Annotated in this window: 21 protein-coding genes; 6 read left to right on the forward strand and 15 right to left on the reverse strand. The window is 74.6% G+C overall.

Going from position 1 to position 25,619, the window contains the following annotated elements:
• The first annotated feature begins 42 nt into the window (after positions 1–42).
• Positions 43–828 carry a hypothetical protein gene (locus tag ACIP60_RS02350; RefSeq protein ID WP_400679090.1) on the forward strand — a complete coding sequence of 262 codons (786 nt, stop codon included), beginning with the start codon at positions 43–45 and terminating at the stop codon, positions 826–828.
• A gap of 52 nt (positions 829–880) precedes the next feature.
• Here ACIP60_RS02350 and ACIP60_RS02355 read toward each other — a convergent pair whose 3' ends face one another.
• On the reverse strand, positions 881–2,215 hold the full coding sequence (locus ACIP60_RS02355) for a right-handed parallel beta-helix repeat-containing protein (RefSeq protein WP_400679091.1): 1,335 nt from the start codon (positions 2,213–2,215) through the stop codon (positions 881–883).
• On the opposite strand from ACIP60_RS02355, the gene ACIP60_RS02360 reads away from it, so the two are divergent.
• Together ACIP60_RS02360 and ACIP60_RS02365 are read left to right on the forward strand one after the other, a co-directional pair.
• Complete coding sequence (locus tag ACIP60_RS02360) at positions 2,214–3,404, forward strand: Dyp-type peroxidase (RefSeq protein WP_400679092.1); 1,191 nt, start codon at positions 2,214–2,216, stop codon at positions 3,402–3,404. The genes ACIP60_RS02355 and ACIP60_RS02360 overlap by 2 nt on opposite strands.
• Positions 3,405–3,460: 56 nt before the next feature.
• Entirely contained in the window at positions 3,461–3,769 is a 309-nt protein-coding gene (locus ACIP60_RS02365) for a hypothetical protein (protein ID WP_400679094.1), read from the forward strand.
• 25 nt (positions 3,770–3,794) lie between these two features.
• On the opposite strand, the gene ACIP60_RS02370 is transcribed toward ACIP60_RS02365, so the two are convergent.
• The 6 genes from ACIP60_RS02370 to ACIP60_RS02395 all read right to left on the reverse strand — a co-directional run bounded on the left by ACIP60_RS02370 (position 3,795) and on the right by ACIP60_RS02395 (position 10,908).
• Positions 3,795–4,271, reverse strand: a complete 477-nt coding sequence (locus tag ACIP60_RS02370; RefSeq protein ID WP_400679095.1) for a GNAT family N-acetyltransferase — start codon at positions 4,269–4,271, stop codon at positions 3,795–3,797.
• A 10-nt stretch (positions 4,272–4,281) separates the two neighbouring features.
• Entirely contained in the window at positions 4,282–5,445 is a 1,164-nt protein-coding gene (locus ACIP60_RS02375) for an XdhC family protein (protein WP_400679096.1), read from the reverse strand.
• A gap of 80 nt (positions 5,446–5,525) precedes the next feature.
• Positions 5,526–6,986 carry an NCS2 family permease gene (locus ACIP60_RS02380; RefSeq protein ID WP_400679097.1) on the reverse strand — a complete coding sequence of 487 codons (1,461 nt, stop codon included), beginning with the start codon at positions 6,984–6,986 and terminating at the stop codon, positions 5,526–5,528.
• A gap of 186 nt (positions 6,987–7,172) precedes the next feature.
• Positions 7,173–9,533 (reverse strand): xanthine dehydrogenase subunit D, encoded by a 2,361-nt coding sequence (gene pucD / locus ACIP60_RS02385; RefSeq protein ID WP_400679098.1) that lies wholly within the window; start codon positions 9,531–9,533, stop codon positions 7,173–7,175.
• Complete coding sequence (locus ACIP60_RS02390; protein ID WP_100839485.1) at positions 9,530–10,024, reverse strand: (2Fe-2S)-binding protein; 495 nt, start codon at positions 10,022–10,024, stop codon at positions 9,530–9,532. The genes pucD and ACIP60_RS02390 overlap by 4 nt, the downstream gene beginning before the upstream one ends.
• Positions 10,021–10,908: an FAD binding domain-containing protein gene (locus ACIP60_RS02395; protein ID WP_400679099.1), complete on the reverse strand. Its 888-nt coding sequence runs from the start codon at positions 10,906–10,908 to the stop codon at positions 10,021–10,023. The genes ACIP60_RS02390 and ACIP60_RS02395 overlap by 4 nt, the downstream gene beginning before the upstream one ends.
• Before the next feature lie 301 nt (positions 10,909–11,209).
• Here ACIP60_RS02395 and ACIP60_RS02400 point away from each other — a divergent pair, with 301 nt between their 5' ends.
• Positions 11,210–12,802, forward strand: a complete 1,593-nt coding sequence (locus tag ACIP60_RS02400) for a PucR family transcriptional regulator (RefSeq protein ID WP_400679100.1) — start codon at positions 11,210–11,212, stop codon at positions 12,800–12,802.
• Between the two features lie 55 nt (positions 12,803–12,857).
• Here ACIP60_RS02400 and ACIP60_RS02405 read toward each other — a convergent pair whose 3' ends face one another.
• Entirely contained in the window at positions 12,858–14,012 is a 1,155-nt protein-coding gene (locus tag ACIP60_RS02405; RefSeq protein WP_400679101.1) for an acyltransferase, read from the reverse strand.
• 68 nt (positions 14,013–14,080) lie between these two features.
• Here ACIP60_RS02405 and ACIP60_RS02410 point away from each other — a divergent pair, with 68 nt between their 5' ends.
• The gene (locus ACIP60_RS02410) at positions 14,081–15,049 is read left to right on the forward strand and encodes a glycoside hydrolase family 16 protein (RefSeq protein ID WP_400679103.1); all 969 of its coding nucleotides are present in this window, start codon (positions 14,081–14,083) and stop codon (positions 15,047–15,049) included.
• Positions 15,050–15,100: 51 nt separating this feature from the next.
• On the opposite strand, the gene ACIP60_RS02415 is transcribed toward ACIP60_RS02410, so the two are convergent.
• Positions 15,101–16,177: an alpha/beta hydrolase gene (locus ACIP60_RS02415; RefSeq protein WP_400679104.1), complete on the reverse strand. Its 1,077-nt coding sequence runs from the start codon at positions 16,175–16,177 to the stop codon at positions 15,101–15,103.
• 282 nt (positions 16,178–16,459) lie between these two features.
• On the opposite strand from ACIP60_RS02415, the gene ACIP60_RS02420 reads away from it, so the two are divergent.
• A complete protein-coding gene (locus ACIP60_RS02420; RefSeq protein WP_400679107.1) occupies positions 16,460–17,554 on the forward strand; it encodes an ROK family glucokinase in 1,095 nt (364 codons plus the stop codon).
• Positions 17,555–17,591: 37 nt separating this feature from the next.
• Here ACIP60_RS02420 and ACIP60_RS02425 read toward each other — a convergent pair whose 3' ends face one another.
• From ACIP60_RS02425 to ACIP60_RS02450, 6 genes are all read right to left on the reverse strand, one after another.
• Complete coding sequence (locus ACIP60_RS02425; protein ID WP_400679109.1) at positions 17,592–19,937, reverse strand: family 43 glycosylhydrolase; 2,346 nt, start codon at positions 19,935–19,937, stop codon at positions 17,592–17,594.
• Complete coding sequence (locus ACIP60_RS02430) at positions 19,934–21,445, reverse strand: sulfatase-like hydrolase/transferase (RefSeq protein WP_400679111.1); 1,512 nt, start codon at positions 21,443–21,445, stop codon at positions 19,934–19,936. Before ACIP60_RS02430 ends, ACIP60_RS02425 begins: the two co-directional genes overlap by 4 nt.
• Positions 21,442–22,458: an aliphatic sulfonate ABC transporter substrate-binding protein gene (locus ACIP60_RS02435; RefSeq protein ID WP_400679114.1), complete on the reverse strand. Its 1,017-nt coding sequence runs from the start codon at positions 22,456–22,458 to the stop codon at positions 21,442–21,444. The genes ACIP60_RS02430 and ACIP60_RS02435 overlap by 4 nt, the downstream gene beginning before the upstream one ends.
• A 34-nt stretch (positions 22,459–22,492) precedes the next feature.
• Positions 22,493–23,350 (reverse strand): ABC transporter ATP-binding protein, encoded by an 858-nt coding sequence (locus tag ACIP60_RS02440; protein WP_400679117.1) that lies wholly within the window; start codon positions 23,348–23,350, stop codon positions 22,493–22,495.
• Complete coding sequence (locus ACIP60_RS02445; RefSeq protein ID WP_400679119.1) at positions 23,347–24,165, reverse strand: ABC transporter permease; 819 nt, start codon at positions 24,163–24,165, stop codon at positions 23,347–23,349. The genes ACIP60_RS02440 and ACIP60_RS02445 overlap by 4 nt, the downstream gene beginning before the upstream one ends.
• 88 nt (positions 24,166–24,253) lie before the next feature.
• Complete coding sequence (locus ACIP60_RS02450; protein ID WP_400679122.1) at positions 24,254–25,534, reverse strand: ROK family protein; 1,281 nt, start codon at positions 25,532–25,534, stop codon at positions 24,254–24,256.
• Positions 25,535–25,619 lie beyond the last annotated feature (85 nt).

Below are 25,619 nucleotides of genomic sequence, written 5' to 3' on the forward strand. Positions count from 1 at the left end.
CGGGGCCCCGCCCGTCAACTCCCGCCCCCAGCAGAGGAATCCGTGGCAACACAGCAGAAGAACCGCCGCCGGTACGCGGTCGCGGCCGTGGTGGCCGCCGTCCTGGTCGCCGCCGCCGGGGTGACGGCCTGGCAGGTGGCGGGCCGGGAGGGCGGCAGCCGCCCGCTCAGCACCGAGGAGGCGTCCCGGCTGGCCCTCTCCCGGTTCACCCTGTACGGGGCCAGCCCGGTCCAGGTCGCGCTGCGCGTCGACGAGGGCGCCGGCACGGTGGTCGAGGTGTACGGCCTCGTCGACTACCGGACCGGGCACGCCGCCGGCGGCTACCGGGTGCGCGGGCCCGGCGGAGCGCTCCACACCGGGCTGGTGGTCTGGGACACCGGCGGCCTCGGCCTGGCCGACGCCCCCGCCGGAACGGACGGCCTGCCCTGGGAGCAGGCCGAACACGTCCCGCGCACCGGCTGGACCTCCCGCCCGTACGGCAGCGACCCGCTCGACGCCGGGCTGGAACTGGCGGTCCGGCTCGGCGCCGACCGCCCCGACAACCCGCTGCTGCTCGCCCAGGCCGGCCCCCGCCGGCTCGGCCGGGACCGGATCGACGGCCGCGAGCACGACCGGATCTCCGGCCCGCGCCCGCGCGACGCCGCCCCGGCCGCCGCCGCGGGCACCGGCGACGCCACCTCGCCGCTCACCTACTGGGTCGACGCCGAGGGCGGCCTGCGCCGCGTCACCATGCGGATGCCCGGCCTCGGCACCCCCGCCACCCTCGACTTCGAGGGCGGGCGGGACGGGGCGCGGCTGCCCGAGGCGCCCTGGGCCACGGCGGGCTGAGGTGGCACCGGACGTTCCCCCGCCGGGGGGCCGACGGCGGGCCGGGGCGGCGTCAGGAGTCCGCGGGCAGCGGGTAGGCGTCCGGGTCGACCGGGCCCGGCAGGCCGACGGCCGGCACCGCCGGGGCGTGCGGGTCGGCCAGCGAGGGCTGCGCGGGCGGCACCGGCACGGCGTTGAACGCGGTGCCGGGCGGGGCCTGCACGCCCGCCGCCCGGCCGGCCGGCACGGGCCCGCCGGGGGCCGCCGCGTCGCAGGCCGCCAGGCGCTCCAGCCCGGGCGGGCTCTGGGTGGCCGGGCCGTTGCCGGTGAAGCAGTTGCCCGGGTCGGCCGCCGAACTGACCAGGTCCACCCCGTTGCCGGTGACCCGGTTCGCGGTGACCCGGTTGCCGGACGCCGGGTGGCCGGGCGGGTCGGTCACCACCACGCCCGCCGCCCGGTTGCCCCGGACCAGGTTCCGCTCCACCCGGTTGCCGGTGCCGCCGCCGATCCCGATGCCGATCCCGAAGCCGCCGTCGGCCTGCTCCGGCGAGTCCGCCGCGTTGTTGTCGGCCACCACGTTGCCCGCGATCACCGCGGCGTGCTGCGGGGCCAGCGACTCCAGGTCGTTGGAGTTGACCGTCACCCCGACCCGGTTGCCCACCACCCGGTTGCCCACCACGGTCAGGTTCTCCGAGGCGTTGGTGATCTCGATCCCGACCGCGTTGCGCTCCACCGTGTTGCCCCGCACCAGGGTGTCGCACGGCTTGCACTGCCCGACGTAGATCCCCGAGTCGGCCTGCCCGGACGCGTACGACTCCTCGATCACCCCGCCCCGCGCGTCGAACGCGTAGATGCCGTACAGCGCGTTCCCGTACGCCGTCACCCGGGTCGCCCGGAAGCCCCGCACGGCGGGGAAGCGGGTGGTGTCCAGCGGGTCGTACGCCGAGCCGCCCGCGCCGTGGCGCTGGAGCTTCTCGTCGGTGACGCCGGTGAACAGCACCCCGTTGGCCAGGTAGCCGTGCACGGTCAGGTTCTCCACCACGCTGCCCGCGCCGGTCGCGGTGATGCCGTTGACCAGCTTCAGCCCGCCGTCGAACACCACCGCGCCGCGGTCCGTCCCGCGCAGCACCACCCGCGGCCGGGTGATCCGCACGCTCTCCCGGTACGTCCCGGGGCCGACCAGCACCAGGTCGCCCGGGTTCGCGGTGTCCACCGCCCGCTGCACGGTCGGGAAGTCCTCCGGCACCCGCAGCACCGTCCCCGGCGGGTGGCGGTCGGCGGACCGGGAACCGCCGTCCGGGGAACAGCCGGCCGCGGCCGGGAGCAGCAGCAGTGCCGCGCCGAGCAGCAGCCGGCCGGACCGGAACTGACGGTACGTCAATCGTGAAGCAGTGAGGAGCAGTTGCATGAAGCGTGTTCTACCGTCTGTCACGGCCGCCGTGCACACCGAACGGGCGAACCCGCCGGACGCCGCCGTCCCCGCACGCCCCCGGATCGACCGCCGGGCCCTGCTGACCGCGGGCGCCGCCCTCGCCGCCGGGGCGGGCGCCGCCACCGCGACCGCGCTGGTCCGCGAACCGGCCGCGGCACCGGCCGCCCCGCCGCCGCCCGCGGCCGTCCCGTTCCACGGCGCCCGCCAGGCCGGGGTGACGCACCGTCCGCTCGCCGCCACCCGGCTGCTCGCCCTCGACCTGCCCGCCGACGCCGACCGGGCCGCGCTGCGTGCCCTGCTCGCCGCCGTCGGCGAGGTGCTGGCCCGGGCCGCGGACGGCGGCCTCGACGACCCGCGACTGCCCGGCACCCCGCCGGTCACCTCGCTCGCCGCGGTCGGCCCCGCCCTCGCCGCCCGCCTGCGCCTGCCCGCCCCCGGGACGCTCGCCGAGCTGCCCGCCCTCCCCGGCGACCGCCTCGACCCGGCCCGCGGCGGCGGCGACCTGCTGCTCCAGGTCGGCGCCGAACAGCCCTGGACCACCGGCCTGCTGACCGAGCACCTCCTCGCGGCGGCGGCCCCCCACGGCGCGGCCGTCCGCTGGCACCAGTCCGGCTTCCTGCCCCCCACCCCGGACGGGCGGACCCCGCGCAACCTGTTCGGCTTCAAGGACGGCACCGCCAACCCCGACCCCGCCGACCCCGCCCTGTGGCACCGGGACGGCACCGTCCTGGTCTACCGCCGCATCCGGATGGACACCGCCGCCTTCGCCGCCCTCCCCGCCGACCGCCGGGAACTCGCCACCGGCCGCCGCGCCGCCACCGGCGCCCCGCTCACCGGCACCGCCGAGCACGACGACCCCGACATCTACGCCAAGCACCCCGACGGCTCCTACGTCATCCCCGCCACCGCCCACGTCCGCCTCAGCAGCCCCCGCCTCGACGGCGGCGCCCGGATGCTCCGCCGCGGCTGGTCCTACGACGACGGCCCCACCGACCGCGGCCTCCTCTTCTGCGCCTTCATGCCCGACCCCGCCCTCTTCACCCGGGTCCAGACCCGCCTCGCCCAACGCGACGCGCTCACCCCGTTCCTGACGCACACCGCCTCGGCGGTGGGCTGGGTCCTCCCGGGCGCACGGGAGGGCGGCACGCTGGGGGACGGGCTGTGAGCGCCGTCCGGGCCGGGTGTTGACACGGGGTGCGCGGCCCCTGATCATCACTTGCCATGATCATTGCTGAGGATGTCGCGGAGCCCGGGATACCCGTGGCCGGGTTCGTGGTGGGCTGGTTGTTCGCGGCCGCGATCATCGTCCACGGGCTGGTGCTGGTCACCGATTTCCGCGGCGTCCGGACGCGGCTCGCCGACCGCTGGACCGCGCTGCTCGACCGCTCCCGGCTCACCGGGAACCCGGTCCCGCTCCTGGCGCCGCTCTTCGCCCGGCACGGCATCGCCTACGGGGTGGCCTCGCTGGCCGCCGGCGCCGTCATGGTGGTGTTCCTGGTGCTGATGGCGCTCTACCCCGTCGTGCAGTGACGTCCCGGAAGCGGCGTTCCGGGAGTCACGGCCCCGGGGCGACGGGCTGTTCGAGGAGTTCGGCCGAGGGTGCGAAGCCGTGCCGCCGGTACAGCGGGGCGCTGCGTTCGGAGGGCCAGACGACCAGGGTGTCCAGCGGCCGGGCGCGGGCGTGGCGGTTCAGCTCCTCCAGCAGGGCCCGGCCCAGGCCGTGGCCGCGCCGTTCCGGGGTGACGTAGAAGTTCGTCACGTAGCCGAGGGCGTCGGCGGACGGGTAGGGGCTGGGCACCTTCTCCACCAGGCAGAGGAACACGTGCCCGCAGACCCGCCCGTCCGCCTCCGCCACCCAGGCGAGCCACGGCCCGGCCAGCCGGGTGCGCAGCCACCGCTCGCACTCGGCGAGGAACTCCGCCGCCGACCCCGGCGGTTCGCCGCCCTCGTCCTCCCGCTTGAACCGCAGGCGCAGCGCGGCCAGCGCGGACGCGTCGTCAACTCCGGCCCGGCGGACGGTCACTCCGTTCATGGGGCCCACTCTAGGCGGCGTGCGAGGAACTGCCGCCCGGGGCCCGGGTGTCGGCGAGGTCGTGGTGGATCGGGCCGCCGGTGGCGGAGAGCGGGAGGCAGGAGCCGCCGCGGGTGAGGGAGACGAGTTGGGCGGCGATGGAGACGGCGGTCTCCTCGGGGGTGCGGGCGCCGAGGTCGAGGCCGATGGGGGAGTGCAGGCGGGAGAGTTCGGTCTCGGTGAGGCCGGCTTCGCGCAGGCGGGTCTCGCGGTCGCGGTGGGTGCGGCGGGAGCCCATCGCGCCGACGTAGCCGACGGGCAGGCGCAGGGCGCGTTCGAGGAGCGGGATGTCGAACTTGGCGTCGTGGGTGAGGACGCACAGCACGCTGCGGCCGTCGAGCCGGTCGAGCTGGGTGTCGAGGTAGCGGTGCGGCCAGTCGACGACGAGTTCGTCGGCCTCGGGGAAGCGCCGCGCGGTGGCGAAGACCGGCCGGGCGTCGCAGACGGTGACGTGGTAGCCGAGGAACTTGCCGATCCGGACCACCGCCGAGGCGAAGTCGATCGCGCCGAAGACCAGCATCCGCGGCGGCGGCACGTACGCCTCGACGAAGACGGTGACGGTGTGTTCGGCGGACGGGTCGCAGGGCCGCCCGTCCAGCCCGAGGACCAGGCGGCCGGTGCGCCCGGCGGAGAGCATCGCGCGGGCCTCGGCGACGGTGGCGCGCTCCAGCCGGAAGGAGGCGAAGGAGCCGTGGTGGGCGTCGGCGGTGACGGCGAGGGCGCCGCCGAGCAGGGCGGGCGGGCCGTCGACGATCCGGGCCACCGCGACGGGGGTGCCGGAGGCGGTGTAGGCGACGGCGGCGTCCAGGCCGGGGTCGGCGCCGGGGACGACCGGCTGGACGAAGACGTCGAGCAGGCCGCCGCAGGTCAGGCCGACGGCGAAGGCGTCCTCGTCGCTGTAGCCGAAGCGTTCCAGGGCGGGCGTGCCGGTGTGCAGCGCCTCCCGGCACAGCTCGTACACCGCGCCCTCCACGCAGCCGCCGGAGACCGAGCCGACCGCCTCGCCGTCCGCGTCGACGGCCAGGGCCGCGCCGGGGTCGCGCGGCGCGGAGCCGGAGACGCCGACCACGGTGGCCACCGCGAAGGGGCGTCCGGCGGCGTGCCAGGTGTGCAGCTGGGCGGCGATGTCGTGCACGGGATTGCTCCTCACGGACTCACGGACGGCGGGTGCCGCCCCGCCGGAGGGTGCGGCGGGGCGGCGGGGAGGGCCGGGCGCTAGTGCACGCCCAGCCAGGATTTGATCGGGACGATCGCGAAGTACACGGCGAACACGCCGGTCAGCACCCACATCAGCGGTCCGGGCTCCCGCCACTTGCCGGTGCCGGCCTTGATCGCGGTGTACGAGACGACGCCGGCCGCGACGCCCGCGGTGATGCTGTAGGTGAAGGGCATGACCACGCAGGTGAGGAACGCCGGGATGGCGGTCTCGCGGTCCGACCAGTCGATGTGCCGGGCCTGGCTCATCATCATCGAGCCGATCACCACCAGCGCGGCGGAGGCGACCTGCACCGGCACCACGGCGGCCACCGGGGAGAAGAACAGCATCAGCGCGAAGACGCCGCCGGTGACGGTGGAGGCCAGGCCGGTGCGGGCGCCGTCGCCGACGCCGGTGGCCGACTCGACGAACACGGTCTGCCCGGACGCCCCGGCCAGGCCGCCGATCGCGCCGCCCGCGCCGTCGATGAACAGCGCCTTGGACAGGCCGGGCATCCGGCCCCTGTCGTCGGCCAGCCCGGCCTCGGTGCCGACGCCGATGATGGTGGCCATCGCGTCGAAGAACCCGGCGAGGACGAGGGTGAACACGGCGACCGAGGCGCTGATCGCGCCCAGCCCGTGCGAGCCGAACGCGCCGAACAGGTCGACGTGCCCGAACAGCCCGAAGTCGGGGGCGGCGACCGGCGAGCCGGGCCAGGTCGGCGCCGAGCCGCCCCAGTCCGCGCCGGTCAGCCCGGCCGCCCTGTCGACCACCAGGGCGACCGCGGTGCCCGCCGCGATGCCGATCAGGATCGCGCCCCGCACGCCCCGGGCCAGCAGCACGAAGACGGTGAGCAGGGTGAGCGCGAAGATCAGCACCGGCCAGCCCCGGAGCTCGCCGAACGGGCCGAGCGAGAGCGGGGTGGGGCCGCCGGTGTGCACGAACCCGGCCTTGTAGAAGCCGATGATCGCGACGAACAGGCCGATGCCGATGGTGATGGCGTGCTTGAGCGGCAGCGGGATGCCGTTCATGATCCTCTCGCGCAGTCCGGAGACCACCAGCAGCACGATCAGCAGGCCGTAGATCACGCACAGGCCCATCGCCTGCGCCCAGGTGGTGTGCGGCGCGACCAGCGCCGATATCGCGCCGGAGACGGACAGCCCGGCCGCGACCGCCAGCGGCACGTTGCCGACCACGCCCATCAGGACCGTGGTGACGGCGGCGGCCAGCGCGGTGGCGGTGGTCAGCTGGGCGTGGTCCAGCTTGGCGCCGGTGACGTCCGCGCCGCTCAGGATGATCGGGTTGAGCAGGACGATGTAGGCCATCGCCATGAAGGTGGTGAGTCCGCCGCGGATCTCGTTGCCCAGGGTGGAGCCGCGCGCGGAGATCTTGAAGTAGGTGTCGAGGGCGCCGCGCGGGGGTGTGTCGGGCGCGGTGGGGGCCGCGTCGGTGGGGCCGGGCTCCGTGGAGGTCCGGTTCATGTCCACTCCCAAGGTTCATAGGGGGTTGGGGTGGGCGAGCCGACCTGAATGCCCGTCAGGGGGGTACGCAGGGGGACTGGTTCGACTCACGGGTGGGGGTGCTGCGGGGCCCGGCGAGACTCCGGCAGCGCCCCGGGGCCGGGGGAAGACTGGACACCGGCCCCGGGGACGTTCTCGAACGGTCCGTCAGAGCGTGTCGGTCAGGTGCTCCGGCCGCACCGGGATGCGGGTGAGCGCCTTGCCGGTGGCCTGGCGGATGGCCGCGACGATCGACGGGGTGGCGGAGACGGTGGGGGCCTCGCCGACGCCGCGCAGCCCGTACGGGGCGTGCGGGTCGGGCAGTTCGAGGATCTGCACCGGGATCGGCGGGGTGTCCAGGATGGTGGGGATCAGGTAGTCGGTGAAGGAGGCGTTGCGCACCTTGCCGTCCTCGACCACGATCTCCTCCATCACGGCCAGGCCCAGCGCCTGGGTGCAGCCGCCCTGGATCTGGCCGACCACCGAGAGCGGGTTGAGCGCCTTGCCGACGTCCTGCACGGCCGTCAGCTCGACCACCTTGACCAGGCCCAGCTCCACGTCCACGTCCACCACCGCGCGGTTGGCGCAGAAGGTGTACTGGACGTGGCCGAAGCCCTGCCCGGTCTCCTTGTCGAACGGGACGGTGGGCCGGTGGTGGTGCTCGCGGGTCTGCTCGATGGCGTCGTCCCCGAGCAGGTCGACCATCGGGATCAGCACGCCCGCCGAGGCCGAGACCACCTTGCCGCCGGCCAGCGACAGGTCGGTCTGCTTCCAGCCGTAGCGGTGGCGGCCCCGCTCCAGCAGCTCGTGCCGCACCGCCTCGGCGGCGAGCTTCACCGCGCCGCCGGTCATGTACGTCTGCCGGGAGGCGGAGGTGGAACCGGCCGAGCCGACCTCGGTGTTGGCCGGGTGGATGGTGACCTGCTCGACGCCCAGCTCGGTGCGGGCGATCTGGGCGTGCACGGTGACGCCGCCCTGGCCGACCTCGGCCATCGCGGTGTGCACCATGGCCACCGGCTCGCCGCCGATCACCTCCAGCCGGACCCGGGCGGTCGAGTAGTCGTCGAAGCCCTCGGAGAAGCCGACGTTCTTGATGCCCACCGAGTAGCCGACGCCGCGCACGATGCCCTCGCCGTGCGAGGTGTTGGACAGCGCGCCCGGCAGGGTGCGCACGTCCAGGTGCTCCAGGTCCAGCGGCGGCGGCAGCGGCATGTCCTTGACGCGCTGGAGCAGTTCGGCGACCGGCGCGGGCGCGTCGATCTCCTGCCCGGTCGGCATCCGGTCGCCCTGGGTGACGGCGTTCAGCTGCCGCAGCTCCACCGGGTCCATGCCGAGCGCCTCGGCCAGCTTGTCCATCTGCGACTCGTAGCCGAACGCGGCCTGCACCGCGCCGAAGCCGCGCATCGCCCCGCAGGACGGGTTGTTGGAGTACAGCGCGATCGCGTGCATCCGCACGTTCGGGATGACGTACGGGCCGTGGCCCAGCGAGGCGGCGTTGCCGACCACCGCGGGGGAGGCGGAGGCGTACGCGCCGCCGTCCAGCACGATCCGGCAGTCGGCGAAGACCAGCCTGCCGTCGCGGGTCGCGCCGTGCTCGTAGCGCATCCGGGCCGGGTGGCGGTGCACGTGCCCGAAGAAGGACTCGTCCCGGGCGTAGACGATCTTGACCGGCTTGCCGGTGTGCAGCGCCAGCAGGCAGGCGTGGATCTGCATCGACAGGTCCTCGCGCCCGCCGAACGCCCCGCCCACCCCGGCCAGCGTCAGCCGGACCTTCTCCTGCGGCAGGTCGAGGACGGGCGCCATCTGCTGGCGGTCCACGTGCAGCCACTGGGTGGCGATGTACAGGTCGACGCCGCCGTCCTCGGCGGGCACCGCCAGGCCGGACTCCGGGCCCAGGAACGCCTGGTCCTGCATGCCGACCTCGTACTCGCCGGACACGATCACGTCCGCCAGCGCCCGCACCTCGTCGGTCACGCCCCGGCCCGACACCAGCCGCTGCTCGTGGCAGACGTTGCCGTGCGCGTGCGACTTGTACTCGTGCGGCTCGTGCACGTAGCCGTGCGTCTCCGGGTCCAGGCACTGCTCCTCGGTGGTGATCGGGGTGAGCACCTCGTACTCGACCACGATCTTCTTCACCGCGCGGCGGGCCGTCTCCGGGTGGTCCGCCGCCACCAGGGCGATCGCCTCGCCGTGGTAGCGGACCTTGTCGATCGCCAGGGCCGGCTGGTCGGCGATCTCCAGGCCGTAGTACTTCTTGCCCGGGATGTCCTCGTGGGTGAGCACCGCGTACACCCCGGGCACCTTGAGCGCCTCCGAGACGTCCACCGACAGGATGTTCGCCCGCGGGTGCGGGGAGCGCAGCGCCGTCCCCCAGAGCATGTCCTCGTGCCACAGGTCGGAGGAGTAGGCGAACTCGCCCTTCACCTTCAGCGTGCCGTCCGGGCGCAGCGGGGAGCCGCCGATGCCGTCCTTGGACGCCTGGTTGATCTTCTGCAGGTTCTTCTGGCCCTGGATCGTCCGCTCGCTCACTTCCCCGCCCCCTCGGCCGAGGCGGCGCACGTGCGGGCCGAGGCCAGCCGCACCGCGTCCATGATCTTCTCGTAGCCGGTGCACCGGCACAGGTTGCCCGACAGCGCCTCGCGGATGTCCGTGTCGGACGGCTGCGGGTCCGCGGCCAGCAGCGCGTCGGTCTGCACCAGCAGGCCCGGGGTGCAGAAGCCGCACTGCACGGCGCCCGCGTCCACGAACGCCTGCTGCACCACGCCCAGTTCGCCGTCCGGGCCGGCCAGGCCCTCCACGGTGCGCACCTCGCGGCCCTGCACCTGGCCCGCCGCCACCAGGCAGGAGCACACCGGCACCCCGTCCAGGTAGACCGTGCACGAGCCGCACTCGCCCTGCTCGCAGGCGTTCTTCGAACCCGGCAGGCCGACCCGCTCGCGCAGGACGTACAGCAGGGACTCGCCCTCCCACACGTCGTCGGCCTCCACCGGCTTGCCGTTCGCGCTGAACGTGACCCTCATGCCGCGCTCCTGATCTGCTTGCGATAGTCGTTCCAACACCACGTCAGGGTGCGCCGGGCCATCACGGCCAGCGCGTGCCGCCGGTAGTCGGCGGTGCCCCGGACGTCGTCGATCGGGGAGGCCGCGCCCTTCACCAGCTCGCCGAAGCGCTGCACCACCTCCGGGCCCAGCAGCCCGCCCGACTCCCACAGACCGCGCCCGGCCAGCACCCCGGCCAGGTACTCCTCGGCCTCCACCGCCCGGCGCGGCGTCGGCGCGGCCGAGCCGATGCCGGTGCCGACCGTGCCGTCCTTCGGGTGCAGCGCGAAGCCGAACGCGCAGACCGCGATCACCATCGCGTTGCGGGTGCCGATCTTCGAGAACTGCTGCGGCCCGTCCGCGACCGGGATGCGCACCGCGCGGATCAGCTCGTCCGGCTCCAGGCTGTTGCGCTTCACCCCGAGGTAGAAGTCGTCGATCGGGATCAGCCGCACCCCGCGCACCGAGTGCGCCTCCACCAGCACGTCCCGCCCCGCGGCCAGCAGCGCCGGGTGCGAGTCGCCGGCCGGCGAGGCCGCGCCCAGGTTGCCGCCGACGCTGCCCCGGTTGCGGATCTGCGGCGAGCCGACGGTGTGCGCGGCCAGCGCCAGGCCCGGCAGCGGGCCGGACAGCTCCTCGATGATCCGGGCGTACGGCACCGCCGCGCCCAGCCGGACGGCGGCGCCGTCGCCGCTCCACTCGGTGAGCTCGGTGATGCGGTTCAGGTCGAGGATCGCGGATGGCCGGTGCACGTCGAAGTTCATCTCGACCATGACGTCCGTGCCGCCCGAGATGGGCAGCGCGGTGGGGTGCTCGGCCTTCGCCGCGAGTGCCTCGTCCCAGGTGGCGGGCCGAAGGAACTCCATGCGGGTAACTCCTCAAGTCGTCGCCGGCGGACGCGGGCACTGCGCCCTTGCCGGTGCCGGTCGGGCCCGCGGGCCCGACCGGTCACCGCGGTGCAGCCCGGCGGCGTGTTGGCAAGTGAACCGCTGTGACGGGGGCCACTGGCAGTCACCGATGGCATGAGGCCCGGCGGTGACCCGCAGCACCGTCCTGTACGTTCCTCTAAGGTGCACGACCCCCCCGCTCACCTCGTGCACACTGGGCCGTTCCGGCCCACCGCTCCCACCCTCACAGACCAACTCCCAGACCGAGAAGGGCCCGCCCATGCGCGTCCGTGACCTGCTCGCCCCCGGCGCCCCCCGACTGCGCCTGCTCGCCGGCGAGGACGAGCTCGACCGGCAGGTCACCGGAGTCATGACCACCGACCTCCAGGACCCGGGCCGCTACCTGCACGGCGGCGAACTCGTCCTGACCGGCATGCTCTGGCGCGCCGCCCCCGCCGACTCCGAGCGCTTCGTGCGCACCATCGTCGCGGCCGGCGCCGCCGCCCTCGGCGCCGGCGAGGTCGAGGTCGGCCCCGTCCCCGACGACCTCGCCGACGCCTGCCGCCGCCACCGGCTGCCGCTGCTCGCCGTCCCCGACGACGTGGCCTTCGGCGCCATCACCGAGTACGTCGGCCGCCAGGTCTCCGCCGACCGGGCCGCCGACCTCGCCGCCCTGGTCGACCGGCACCGCCTGCTGGTCTCCGCCGCCGGGGCGGGCGGCCTGGACGCCGTCCTCGACCTGCTCGGCGGCGACCTCGACCTCGACTGCTGGGTGCTCACCCCCACCGGCCGCGTCGTCGCCGGGCCCGCCGACCACCTGCCGCCCGCCGACCGCGACCAGCTCGCCCGCGCCCACCTCGCCGCCCAGCGCCAGCGCCGCCGCCCCCCGCACCGGGCCCGCCTCGCCACCGGCACCTACTCGCTGCTGCCCGCCGCCGCCGACCCGGACACCGACAGCCCGCTCGCCGACTGGATCCTCGCCGTCGCCGGCGACGTCACCGAGTGGACGCCCAAGCGCCAGCAGCTCGCCGAGAACCTGGCCCGCCTGGTCGCCGCCGAACGCACCCGCCGCGACGAGGGCCGCCGGCTGCGCCGCCGGATCGCCGACGAGGTCCTCGCCCTGCTCCGGCGCGACGCCGACCCGGCCGAGATCGGCCGCGCCCTCCAGGCGTCCACCACCATGGCCACCCGCTACGAGGGCTCCACCGAGACCTCCGGCGACCAGCCGCAGTGGCTGGTGCTCTCCGCCGACGCCACCGGACTGCCCGACGGCGCGCTGCGCCCGATCCTGGAGGAGGCGCTCGCCGCCGCCACCGACCGGGCCCTGGTCGCCGCCACCGGCCCCCACGGCGCCGTCGTCGTGCTGCCCGCCCTGGACACCGCCGTCCCGGCCGACGCCGTCCGCGCGCTGCTCGCCCCGCTGGAGGCCGGCCTCGGCTCCGAGGGCCGGATCACCGTCGGCGTGTGCGCCCCCGCCGCCGAGTCCGGCGGCCTGCGCGGCGCCCTGGAGGAGGCCCGGCACGCCCGCCGGATCGCCGCCGCCCGGGTCGGCCGGGTCTGCGTCGCGGGCCCCGAGGAACTCGCTTCGCACGTCCTGCTGCTGGCCGCCGTCCCCGACGAGGTCCGCCGCGCCTTCCGCAGCCGCCTGCTCGACCGGGTCATCGCCTACGACCTGGAGCACCAGGCCGACCTGGTCCGCACCCTGGAGGTCTTCCTGCGCTCCGACGGCTCCTGGACCCGCTGCGCCGCCCAGTTGCACGTCCACGTCAACACGCTGCGCTACCGGATCGGCCGGATCGAGGAGCTCACCGGCCGCGACCTGTCCCGGCTGGAGGACCGGGTCGACTTCTACCTCGCCCTGGAACTCTCCTGAGACGCGGCCGGGGGCCCGCCGGACGGCGGGCCCCCGGTGGTGCGGTACCCCTGCGTCACACAGCGCCGCGGCGCTTGCCCCGCTGCCGGCGCGGGTACGGGAACAGCCGCGGCGAGCGCTTGGCGGCCACGTCCTCGACCCAGCCGAAGACCAGCACCAGCAGGCCCAGCAGCGGGATGCCCACCAGCAGGGTGAGCCACTGGCTGGTCAGCAGCCACCGCATGTGCGCGTAGAAGAAGTCGACGTCCCACAGGTGGTCGATCAGCGGGACGGCCAGCACCAGCGCGGTCACGTGCCACAGGTAGACGCTGACGGCCCGCGAGTTGAGCAGGCTGACCAGGCCGTTCCAGCGCTCCAGCGGGGCGGGCCAGCGCTCCCAGGACGGGCTGAGGTGCAGCAGCATGGCGACGAAGCCGAAGGACCACACCGCCTGGGCGATCGGCCAGGCCTCGATGTCGGTGGGCTGGCTCGGGTCGACCGGCCGGGTCTGCAGGTACCAGAACCCGGCCACCATCACCAGCGGCGCGAGCGACGGCAGGACGTACTGCGGCAGCCGCTTGAGCAGCCCCTCCTGGTGCGCCATGCCGAGGATCCAGCAGGAGCCGAAGGTGGCGAAGTCGTTGACCGTCTCCCAGACCCGCTGGTAGACGAAGTCGTGCTCGAAGGCGAACCCGTTCATGGCGATCACCAGCGCCAGCGGGGCGCACAGCGTCAGCACCGGGAAGCGCCGCAGCATCCGCAGCATCAGCGGCGAGAGCAGCACGTACCAGAGGTAGGCCCGCAGGTACCACAGCGGCACCACGAGCTGGGTGGCCCAGCCGGACTCCAGGTGCAGGTGCAGGCCGTGCAGCCCGTCCTCCGCGTACGGCGGCGTGCTCAGCGGCAGCAGCCAGAACGCCAGCTTGCCCCACCACCAGCCGGGGTGGCCGTCCGCGTCGGGGCCGCCGCCGTCGACCACCTGGAGGGTGACCACGATCGCGCCGAACAGCCACATCGGCGGCAGCAGGCGGCGCAGCCGGCCGCGGATCACGCCGAGCGCGGGGCGGCCCAGCGAACGGGCCATCAGCGAGCCCGCCAGCGCGAACATCACGCCCATCGACGGGAACAGCAGCGGCAGCCAGAACCAGCCGAAGTCGTGGTAGAGCACCACGCGGACCAGGGCCAGCGCGCGCAGCAGCCGGCCGCGCAGGCCCGACTGGTGGACGAACACCGGTTCGGGCGGCAGTTCCGCCGCCGGACGTTCTGCCGCCGGACCGCCGCCACGCCCAAGGAGCCCGTGTGAGCCGGCCCCGCCGCGTCCCCCGTTCCCGCGCGTGGAGGGTGCTCGCGCTGCCGGCCCTGGTGTGCGTGCTCGCCGCCTGCTCCAGCACCCCCGCGCCCGGCGGCGGCGGGACGGCCGCCGGCCCCGGGGCGTCCGCCTCCGGCGCCGCGCCGTCCCCGACGCCGACCGGCCCGCCCGGCACCCTGTTCGACACCTTCCACTACACCGGGGCCGACGACCCGGCGCTGGCCGAGCACGGCTGGGAGGTCCGGGACGGCGCGGGCGGCCCCGGGATCAAGGACACCTGGTCCACCGCCGGCGCCGCCTTCCCCGAGGACGCCGACGCCCAGGGCGGCCGGGTGCTGCGGCTGCGCTCGACCACCGACGGCACCAAGCAGGGCACCGGGCAGGTCGAGGTCTACAGCACCGGGAACAACCTCCTCAACGGCACCTTCGCCGCCCGGGTCCACCTCGCCGACAAGCCCGGCAGCGGCCGCACCGGCGACCACGTCGTGCAGACCTTCTTCCCGATCTCCGCCGAGGACTCCTCGGCGAACTACAGCGAACTCGACTACGAGTACCTGCCCAACGGCGGCTGGGGCTCGGTCGGCCCGCAGCTGGACACCACCAGCTGGTTCAAGGCCGACCCGCCGGACCGGGTCACCCACGCGCTCAAGAAGAGCCTCGGCGGCTGGCACCTGATGATGATCACCGCCCTGGACGGCAAGGTCACCTACTCGCTGGACGGCAAGGAGCTGTTCACCAGCTCCGGCAAGTACGTCCCGCGCGAGAAGATGGACATCCACTTCAGCAACTGGTTCATCGACCTGCTGCCCTCCGTCGCCGGACCGCGCAGCTGGGACATGAAGGTCAACTGGTTCTACTACAAGGCCGACGAGGCGCTCTCCCAGGCCGACGTGCAGCAGGCCGTCGACGGCTTCTACGCCGCGGGCACCGACTACGTCAACACCGTCCCGAAGTCCTGACCCGCGGCCGGGCCGGGGGGACGCGGGCCGGCCCGCGCCCCCTCGGCGGCGTCAGTGCCCGGCGGCCGGGATGACCGAGGTCAGCCAGGTGAACACGCCCGGGACCATCGGCTTCCAGACGTCGCTGCTGTGCGCGCCGGCGGTCTCCTGCACGGTGACCGTGGTCGGGGCCTTGGCCGCGGCCTTCAGCGCCTCGCCCGCCTCCAGGCCGTCGCCCCGGTTGCCGCTGACGTACAGCGCGGTCCTCGGCGGGGTCTTGGCGGACTTCAGGATGTTCAGCGGATTGGAGACCTCGCGCAGGTGCGGGTCCTTGGCGGTCAGCGACTTGTCCTCGGTGCCCGGGTCGTTGTACCCGGACAGGCTGACCCCGGCCCGGTAGCGGTCCGGGTGCTCCAGGGCGAGCTTGGCGGCGCAGTGCGCGCCCGCCGAGTAGCCCGCCACCGCCCAGCGGTCGGCGGCCGGGTCGGCGCGGAAGTTGTCCAGCACCATCTGCGGCACGTCCCGGGCCAGCCAGGTGTCCGCGTTGACCTTGCCCGGGACGTCGGCGCAGCCGGTGTCGGTGTTGTCGCCCAGCAGGTTGGTGCGCGGCGAGACCAGGATGAACGGGGCGACCTGCCCGCTGAGCATCATCGGCTTCAGCTGCTCGGACACCCGCAGGGTGCCGAACCAGGTCTTCGAGGAGCCCGGCCAGCCCGGCAGCAGCTCCACCACCGGGAAGGTCCGGTCCTTGTACGCCGGGTCGTCGTACTGCGGCGGCAGCCAGACCAGCACCTCGCCGTCCACCCCGGAGACCTGCCCCTTGAGGTCGGTGGTCCGCACGTCGTCCGGCACCTTCGCGTCGCCGACCGGCTTGAACTGCTGGACCACCTTGGGGCGCTGCGCGTCGTTGCCCGGCCCGCCGTCGGTCTGCGCCTGCACGTTCGGCACCGCGCGGACGTGGTTGCCGGTGCCCAGCAGGTCGTCCCAGCTGCCGTAGATCAGGTTGGCGTTGTTCACCATGACGAACACCATCAGGACGGCTGTGAGCTGACAGAACAGCAGCATCACGATCCTGGACAGCGCCTGGAAGGGCTTCGGGCCGCGCACCCGGCCCCACAGCAGCAGGGCCACCGCGATCGAGACTGGCACCAGGACGATCGTGAGGAGGAGGAACGGGGTGCCTGTCAGCTGCATCGGGGTCTCTCGAATCGGGTCGTCCGGCCGTCCGGGGCACGGTCCCCCGGTACACGCATCACACTTGTCAGACTGCGTCATACGCGCGGTCAGTTGCCGTCGACACTCGCGAAAACCTGAGAGGAACATCACGTTTTCGTGAGAATCCGCTGTGTGATCCGGCCCCAGTCTGCCAGTTCGCCCACAGCCTTCCGCCATCGGACCGCAACCTTTACCCGATCAAGGAGCATTCGTTCCGTGACCCGTACCAACGGCCCCGCCCGCCCCGTCCTGCCCAGCCTGCTGGGCCTCGGCCCGCGCGCCGAGCGCCGCCGCCGCACCCTGCCCGCCGGGGTGCTCAGGCTCCCCACCATCGGGGTGGACATCGGCGGCACCAAAGTGGTCGCGGGCGTCGTCGACGGCGAGGGGAACGTCGTGGACCGGCTGCGCACCGAGACCCCCGACAAGAGCAAGAGCCCCAAGGTGGTCGAGGACGTCATCGTCGACCTGGTCCTCCGGCTCGCCGACGAGCACGACGTGCACGCGGTGGGCGTCGGCGCGGCCGGCTGGGTGGACGCCGAGCGCTCCACCGTGCTGTTCGCCCCGCACCTGAACTGGCGCGGCGAACCGCTCCAGCAGGCGCTCAGCTCCCGGCTGCGCTTCCCGGTGGTGGTGGAGAACGACGCCAACGCCGCCGCCTGGGCCGAGTGGCGCTTCGGCGCCGGGCGCGACGAGGACCACATGGTGATGATCACCCTCGGCACCGGGATCGGCGGCGCGGTCGTCCGCGACGGCCGGGTCGACCGGGGCAAGTACGGCCTGGCCGGCGAGTTCGGCCACATGCAGGTGGTGCCCGGCGGCCACCGCTGCCCGTGCGGCAACCGCGGCTGCTGGGAGCAGTACTCCTCCGGCAACGCGCTGGTCCGCGAGGCCCGCGGGCTCGTGGTCGAGGAGTCCCCGGTGGTCCAGCCGCTGCTGGCCCGGGCCGGCGGCACCCCGCTGGGCATCACCGGCCCGCTGGTCACCGAGGCCGCCCGGGACGGCGACCCGGTCGCCGTCGAACTGCTCTACGAGGTCGGCCGCTGGCTCGGCGTCGGCATCGCCAACCTGGCCGCCGCGCTCGACCCCGGGCGCTTCGTCGTCGGCGGCGGCGTCAGCGAGGCCGGCGACCTGCTGCTCGGCCCCGCCCGGGACGCCTTCCGCCGCACCCTCACCGGCCGCGGCTTCCGCCCCGAGGCGGGCATCGTGCACGCCGCCCTCGGCAACGAGGCGGGCCTGGTCGGCGCCGCCGACCTGGCCCGCCAGGTGGCCCGCCGCTTCCGCACCGTCAAGCGCCGCCGGGTGGACGGCTGAGGACGCCTGACGGGGCGGGAGCGGCGGGCGGCGGGGCTCAGCCCGCGTAGGTGCGGACGTAGTCGAAGCGCGCCGTCGCCCCCGACCGGTTCATCGACACCAGGCCGATCTTCAGCGGGCCCTTCACCGGCAGCGTCCACACCCCGGCGTACGTCCAGGTCACGCCGTCGCGGCTGGTGACGGCCCGCACCTCGTGCTCGCCGTGCGCCGCGTCCAGGTGGTGCACCAGGCGCAGCCACATCGTGTCGGCCGTCGGGCCGCCGAACATCGGGGCGTTGGCCACCGCCGTCGGCGGGGTGGTGGTCGGCCGCTCGCCCTCCTTGCCGAACTCGCTGACCTGGAGCACCGCCCCGCCGCCGTTGTTCAGCGCCAGCACCGAGTGCACCAGCTTGAACCACCGGTCGTCGTTCTCGTACAGCACCAGGCCGGCCTGCTGCGAGGTCTGGCCCGGCGCGAAGACCAGCTTCGTCTCCACCGTGAAGTCCCCGTCCGGGGCCGGGCGCTGGAGCACCGAGGCGCTGTTGTCGCCCAGGTACAGCTCCGCGTCCTGGGTCGGCCAGGAGAGCGAGCCGCCGCCCGCCGCCACCCCGGCGGCGGGGCCGCGCACCCAGCTCCACGGCGAGCCGGCGGTGGTGCCCGGCACCGCCGCCGCGTCGAACTCGTCGCTGTAACCGGGCAGCAGCGCGCCCGGCGCCGGGCCCGCCACCCGGGCGGTCACCGGGGTGTACAGCGCGGTGGCGCTCACGTTGTCGCCCGCCGCGCCCGGGCCCCGGGCGGCCAGCGCGACCGCGCCGGAGCGGGCCGCCCCGGCGGGGACGGTGCGCTGCTGCACGGCCACCGGGTCGTGCAGCCGGTCGTGGCTGACCTCCACCGTCAGCGCCGTGCCGCGCAGTTCGGCGGTGACGGCGTGCCAGGTGTTCCAGGTGAACCCGGCGGGCAGCGCGGTCAGCTGCTCCCCGGCCGGGACCCCGCCGACCACCGCCTCGGTGACCAGGGCGTTCCGGCTCCGGTCCAGCCAGGCGGTGATCCGGTCGCCCGGCCCGGCGTAGGCCAGCGCCAGCCCGGCCCGGCCGCCCGCCGCGGTGACCCGCAGGTCGGCCTCGGCGCGGACGTTCGCCGGGGCGGTGCCCGCGCTGACCGCGAACGCGGGCGCGTCCCCGCTGTCGGCGTGCGCCGCGTACCCGCCGGAGTCGGTCTCCACCGGCGCCGACCAGCCGCCGGTGCCGGCGCCCTCGGTGCGCCAGCCGGTCAGCGTCCCGCCGTCGAACGCGCCGCCGGTCGCCGGGGCGGTGACCGGCGCGGTCTGCGCGGTGTCGGACGGGCCCGCCCCGGCGCGCAGCACCGGCCAGCCGTCGATCCAGTCCAGCCGGTCGATCAGCAGCGGGCGGCGGGTCAGGTTCAGGGTGCCCCCGGCGGCGGGCGCCAGGTCGGGCGCCTCGGCCGGGATGCCGTGGTAGACCAGCCAGTCCTGCCCGGACAGGTCGGTCTGCACCGCGTTGTGGCCCGGGCCGATCCAGCGGTTCCCGTTCGCCCCGGCCACGATCCCGGCCTTGCTGGTGAGCGCCGTCAGGTCGGTGCCCAGCTCGTCGCGGAACGGCCCGGTCGGGCTGCTGGCCCGGCCGACCTTGACCTGGTAGCCGCTGAACGCCCCCGAGCAGCAGCCGCCGTCCGAGTAGAACAGGTAGTAGTAGGCGTCCCGGTGCACCACGAAGCCGCCCTCGACCCGCCGCCCCTTGGCGACCTGGGTCACCGCGCCCTGGGTGCGGGTGCGGTCCGGGGTCAGCTGGGCGACGCAGATGGTGTCGTAGCTGCCCCAGTACAGGTACGCCTGGCCGCCGGTGTCGGTGAACTGGGCCTGGTCGATGTTGCCGCTCGGGCAGCCGCTGGGGGAGGGCAGCACCGAACCCCGGTCGGTCCACGGGCCGGTGGGGGTGGGCGCGGTGGCCAGTGCGACGGTGCCCGCGCCCGGTACCGAGTAGTACAGGCTGTAGTGGCCGTCGAAGTAGCGGATGTCCGGCGCCCACAGCCGGGAGCCGTTCTCCCAGGCGGGCTGGGTGGCGGGCGTGAACACCTGGCCCGCGTACGTCCAGTGCACCAGGTCCGCCGAGCGCAGGATCGGCAGGATGCGCTCGCCGTCCTCGCCCTGGCTCTGGAAGACCGGGTTCTGGGTGCCGTAGGCGTACCAGAGGCCGTCCTTGCCGCGGATCGTCGACGGGTCGGGGAAGGTGTCCACCACCCCGGCGGAGACCGGGTTGGTGTAGGTCGCGGCCTGTGCGCCGTCCGCGGTCGCGGCCGGCGGGACGGCCAGCAGCCCCCAGGCGAGCGCGCAGGCGGCCAGTAGGCGCGGGAGCAGTCTTCGGTGGCGCGGGGTGCGGGGGGTCATGCCGTCTCCCTGCTCGGGGTGGTGCCGGCGGTCGGCGCGGCGGGTGCCGTGCCGTCGGGTTCGAAGGCGCTGAGGGTGGAGTCCTCCAGGTGGGTGCCGATGTCGTACATCGGCGCCATCCAGTGGTGGAAGTTGTCGCCGCGCTCGCGCAGCAGGTCGTACAGCCGCCGGGTCAGCCGGGCCCGGACGTCCGCGTACGCCGCCTCGCCGTGCCGGTTGACCAGCTCGTGCGGGTCCTCGACCAGGTCGTACAGCTCGTTGACGGACTCCGGGTTGACCACCAGCTTGTACCGGTCGTCGCGGATCATCCGCTGCGGGTACGGGAAGTGGTGGCCGTGGAACTCGGCAACCAACTCCTGCGGCCAGTCCGGCCGTTCGCCGCGCACCAGGGGCAGCAGGCTGCGGCTGTCGACCGCCGGAGCCGGGTCGGCGCCGGCCAGTTCGAGGATCGTCGCGGTGCAGTCGGTGAGCGAGACCAGCTCCTCGCGCACCTGCGGCGGCGCGCCCGGCACCCGGACGATGCCGGGGATGCGGTAGATGTCCTCGTACATCGCCGGGCCCTTGTCGTGCAGCCGGTGCGCGCCGGTGAACTCGCCGTGGTCGGCGGTGAAGAACACCGAGGTGGCGTCGGTCAGGCCGAGTTCGTCGAGCCGGGTGAGGATGCGGCCGATCTGCTCGTCGATCAGGGTGACGTACCCCCAGTAGACGGCGATCAGCTTGCGGCTCACCTCGGCGGGCATCGTGTCGAACGCCCAGTGGTCGCAGTAGTTGCGCTGGACGGGCGGCTTGCCCTCGAAGGTCTCGGCCACCGAGGGCGGCAGCTCGACCAGCGCCGGGTCGTAGCGGTCGTAGTAGGCGTCGGGCAGCAGGTAGGGCAGGTGCGGTCCGAAGAAGTGCGCGGCCAGGAAGAACGGCCGCCCGTCCGCCGCGTACCGCTCCAGCTGCTCGATCGTCCGGGTGGCCAGGTAGTGCTCGAAGGTGGCCTCCACCGGCTGCTGGAGCCGGGCCGCCAGCAGGTTGCCCGGGTTGCCGTTGGGCGAGGTGCCGCGCACCGGGTCGGTGATCCGGTACGGCGGCAGGCCGCGTTCGGCCAGGTAGGCCAGGTAGTCGGGGTGGTCGACGGGGTTGTGCCAGCCCGGCAGGTCGGGCCCCTCGAAGCCGTACGAGGCGGCGTTGCGCTCGGTGCCGCCGTGCCACTTGCCGACCAGGCCCGTCCGGTAGCCGCGCTCCCGGAGCGCCTGCGGGAAGGTGAAGACGTCCGGCCGCAGGTCCTCCAGGTAGCCGACGTTGCGCTCCTGGTTGGCCAGCAGCCGGTGCCGGAACGGGTTCTGACCGGTCAGCAGGCTGGCCCGGGCCGGGGTGCAGATCGCCGTCGGGGTGTAGAACCGGTCGAAGCGGGTGCCGGACGCGGCCAGCCGGTCCAGGTGCGGGGTCGCCACGTGCGGGTTGCCGTACGCGCCGAGGGTGTCCACCCGGTGCTGGTCGGTCATCAGGAACAGCAGGTTCACTTCCCGTACGCCTTCGCGTAGGCGTCGCCCGCGTAGTACTCGGACGGGGCCGGGGAGTTCTTCAACTGGCCGGTGGAGACGAAGAAGTCGCCCAGGCCCTTCAACCAGCCGTCCACCGTGCCGTCCTGGCTCTTGGCCACCAGGTCCGCGGTGGTCAGGGTCTGCACGTTGGCGGCGTCCGCCTTGACCTTGGCCGGGTCGAGCTTGAGCAGCGCGGCGGCCTCGGCGACCGACTCGTCCGGGTGCGCGGCCCGCCAGTCGTTGGCCGCCTGGAGCACCTTGACCACCTTCTCGGACAGCCCCGCGTCGGTCTTCGGCCCGGAGACGAACGCGGTCGGGAAGGCCCGGCCGGTGAAGTCCCGCGTCCCGGCGATCTCCACCAGGTCCGGCTTCTTCGCCTTGATGCTGTCGATCAGCGGGTACCAGATCCCGGCCGCGTCGATCTGCCCGCCCACGAACGCGGACACCACCGTCGCCGGGTCCATCGGCACCTTCTGCACGTCGCTGGGCGACAGCCCGGCCTGCTGGAGCGCCAGGTTGAGCACCATCTCGCCGGAGGTGCCGGCCGGCACGCCGACCTTCTTGCCCTTCAGGTCCTTGACCGAGGTGATGCCCGGCTGGGCGATCACGTGGTCGGCGTAGGTCAGGGTGTCGATCGCGACCACCTTGGCCTTGCCGGAGGCGGGCAGCCAGAGCGCGCCGGGGCCGATGTAGCCGAAGTCCAGGTCGCCCGCGCCGAGCGCCTGCACCTGGAGCGGGCCGTTGGTGAACACCTTCAGCTCCGGGTCGAGGCCCTGCTGCTTCCACAGGCCCTGCTGGTCGGCGATGGCCAGCAGGCTGGCGCCGTTGTAGTCGCTGATGTAGCCGAACCGGACCTTCACCGCCTTGCCGGCGGAGGCGGACCCGCCGTCCGAGCCGCCCGAACCGGAGGACCCGGACGAGCAGGCGGTGACGGAGAGCGACAGGACGGTCACGGCGGAGACGGCGAAGAGGGCGCGACGGAGTATGCGCATGGCGATGCGGTCCTTGGGGAGAAGTGGCGGAACGTCAGGAAGAAGAGGGGGCCTGGTGGTAGACGGCGTGCCAGACCTCGTTGCGGAGGCGGGCGAACTCGGGGGAGAGCCGGATCTCCTCGGTGCGCGGGTAGGGCAGGTCGACCTCCACCACCCGGTGGATCCGGCCCGGCCGGGAGGCCATCACGACCACCCGGCGGGCCAGGTAGACCGCCTCGTCCACGTCGTGGGTGACGAACAGCACGGTCCGCCGCTCCCGGCTCCAGGTGTCCAGCAGCTGGTCCTGGAGCTGGATGCGGGTCAGGGCGTCCAGCGCCCCGAACGGCTCGTCCATCAGCAGCACCCGCGGGTCCACCGCGTACGCCCGGGCGATCGCGCAGCGCTGCCGCATCCCGCCGGAGAGCGTCTTGGGCAGCGCGTCGGCGAAGTCGCCCAGGCCCACCAGCTCGATCGCGTGCTCGGCCCGGCGGCGGCGCTCGGCGGCCGGCACCTTGGCCAGCCGCAGCCCGAACTCGACGTTGCGGCGCACCGTCAGCCACGGGAACAGCGCGTACTGCTGGAAGATCACGCCCCGGTCGGGGCCCGGACCGGTGACCGGCTCCCCGTCCACCAGCACCTCCCCGCCGGTCGGGGCGACCAGCCCGGCGGCCATCCCCAGCAGGGTGCTCTTGCCGCAGCCGGACGGGCCGACCACGGTGACGAACTCGTTGTCCGCGACGTCGAGCGAGACGCCGTCCAGGGCGGTGAACCGGCCGCCCTTCACCGGGTAGCTGCGCGAGACGGCGCGGAAGGAGATCTTGCTGGTCGTCCCGTCGGCCGGGGCGGGCCCGCTCAGCGGGGAGGGCTTGCTCAGCGGAGCGAGCTTGCTCAGCGGGGAGGGCTTGCTGGTCATCGGCGTTCCTGCCATCGGGTGAGGCGGCGCTCGGCGAGCTGGAGCAGCCGGTCCATGACCAGGCCCAGCACGCCGATGGTGATCAGCCCCACGAAGATCGTCGGGAGGTCGTAGTAGAGCTCGGCCTGCTGCATCCGGAAGCCCAGGCCCTCCTGGGCGGCGATCAGCTCGGCGGCGACCAGGGTGCCCCAGGCCGAGCCCAGACCGATCCGCATGCCGACCAGGATGAACGGCGCCGCCGCCGGGACGACCACCCGCAGGAAGATCGCCCGGTCGTTCGCCCCCAGCACCCGGGCGGCGTTCACCAGCGTCGCGTCCACGTCCAGCACGCCCTGGAAGGCCGCCACCACGCTGGACAGGAAGGCCGCCAGGAAGATCACCACGACCTTCGGCACCTCGCCGATGCCCAGCAGCACCACCGCCAGCGGGATCAGCGCCAGCGGCGGGATGGTCCGGAAGAACTGCACGTACGGTTCCAGCAGGGCCCGGGCCGTCGGGTACCAGCCCATCAGGAAGCCGACCGGCACGGCCGCCAGGGTGCCGAGGGCGAAACCGAGCAGCACCCGGCGCAGACTGGCCAGCGCGTCGTCCAGCAGGGTGCCGTCGGCGATCAACTCGCCCGCCCGGTCGGCGACCTCACCGGGACCGGGCAGGCCCTGGACGCCCGCCGCGGCCAGCAGCGACCAGGCGGCCAGGCCGACGGCGACCGCCAGCAGGTTCAGGGCGAGGGTGCGGACCACCCGGCGGACGCCCGAACGGGACGCCGTCGCGGCGGGCCCGGCGGGGGACTCGGTGGGGGGAGCGGTCACGGCCATGGCGTGACCGGTCTGCGACTGCCGTGCACGGGGACGTCCTCGGGGATGCGGGTGCGAGTAGGGAAGGAAGGCGGGGGCGGTGCGGGGGTCACGGCGCCTCCTCGGGGTCCGGCCGCCGGTAGTGCGAGAGCAGCGGGGTGGTCTGGAGCACCAGGGCGATGCCGCCCAGCGCGCCGCCGTACTCGCCGAGCGCGGCCCGGCGCAGGTCCAGCCGGCTGCGGGCCAGCGGCAGCACGTGCGCGGCCAGCGCCTCCTGCACCGGGTCGAGCAGCAGCGGCCCGGCCCCGGCCAGTTCGCCGCCGACCACGACCACGCCCGGCCCGACCGCGTTGCACACGGCGGCCAGCACCGTGCCGACGTGGCCGCCGACCGTGCGCAGCACGCCGAGCGCGGCCGGCTCGCCGCCGGTGGCCGCGGCCAGGAACTCCGCGAGGTCCGCGGACCGGCCGCCCGCCTCCCGGTGCGCGTCCAGCACCGCGCCGACGGAGGCCACCGTCTCCAGGCAGCCCCGGCCGCCGCAGTCGCAGGGCGGGCCCGCCGGGTCGACCGTGATGTGGCCGAGCTCGCCGGACAGCCCGTACGCCCCGGCGTGCAAGGCGCCCCGGATCACCAGGCCGCCGCCGACGCCGTGCGACAGGCGCAGGTACAGCACGTCGCGCGAGCCGGTCGCCGAGCCCCACACCGACTCGGCGAGCGCCGCCAGCCGGGTGTTGTTGTCCACCAGCACCGGCACGCCGAACGCCGCGCCGAGCAGCTCGCGCACCGCCCCCGCGCCGTCCGGCCGGTCACCCGGTGCGGCTGACCCCGTGCCGGACCCCGTGCCTGACGGCAGGTCGGACGGCGGGTCGGACGGCCGGTCAGCCGGTGCGTCGACGGCTCCGACCGGCCCGACCACGCCCACCCCGATGCCGGTGACCGAGCCCAGGCCGAGCGCGCCGTCCGCGAGGCCGTCCACCAGCTGCCGGGCGAGGGCGATCCGCTCCGGCCACGGCAGGCCCGCCGGGTGCGCCCGGCTGGCCGAACCGACCACCTCGTGCGCCACGTTGACCGCCGCGACGTGCACCGCGCGCCGGGCGAAGTCGATCCCGACGGCCTGCCCGGCCGCCGGGTTCAGGCTCAGCGTCTCCACCGGCCGTCCGCGCCGCCCGGTGCCCGCCGCGGGTGCCGACGCCACCACCGCGCCGGCCGTGACCAGGCCGCCGACGATGTCGTACAGCGTGGTCCGGGACAGCCCGGTGTGGCTGCCGAGCCCGGCCCGGCTGAGCGGGCCGTGCCGCCGCAGCAGGTCCAGGACCAGCTTCTCGTGGCCCCGGCGCAGGCGGGCCAGCGGTCCGTCGTGGGGGTGCGGGGAGTGCATGGCCCCCAGCATGGAGAGCGGCCCGGATTTACGTCAATGAGCCGGATTAAATGTCATGCCGCCGCAACGCGCGGCAACACTGCGGCCCGCCGCGGCA

Source organism: Kitasatospora sp. NPDC088783, from assembly GCF_044750705.1.
Lineage (GTDB): Bacteria > Actinomycetota > Actinomycetes > Streptomycetales > Streptomycetaceae > Kitasatospora > Kitasatospora fiedleri.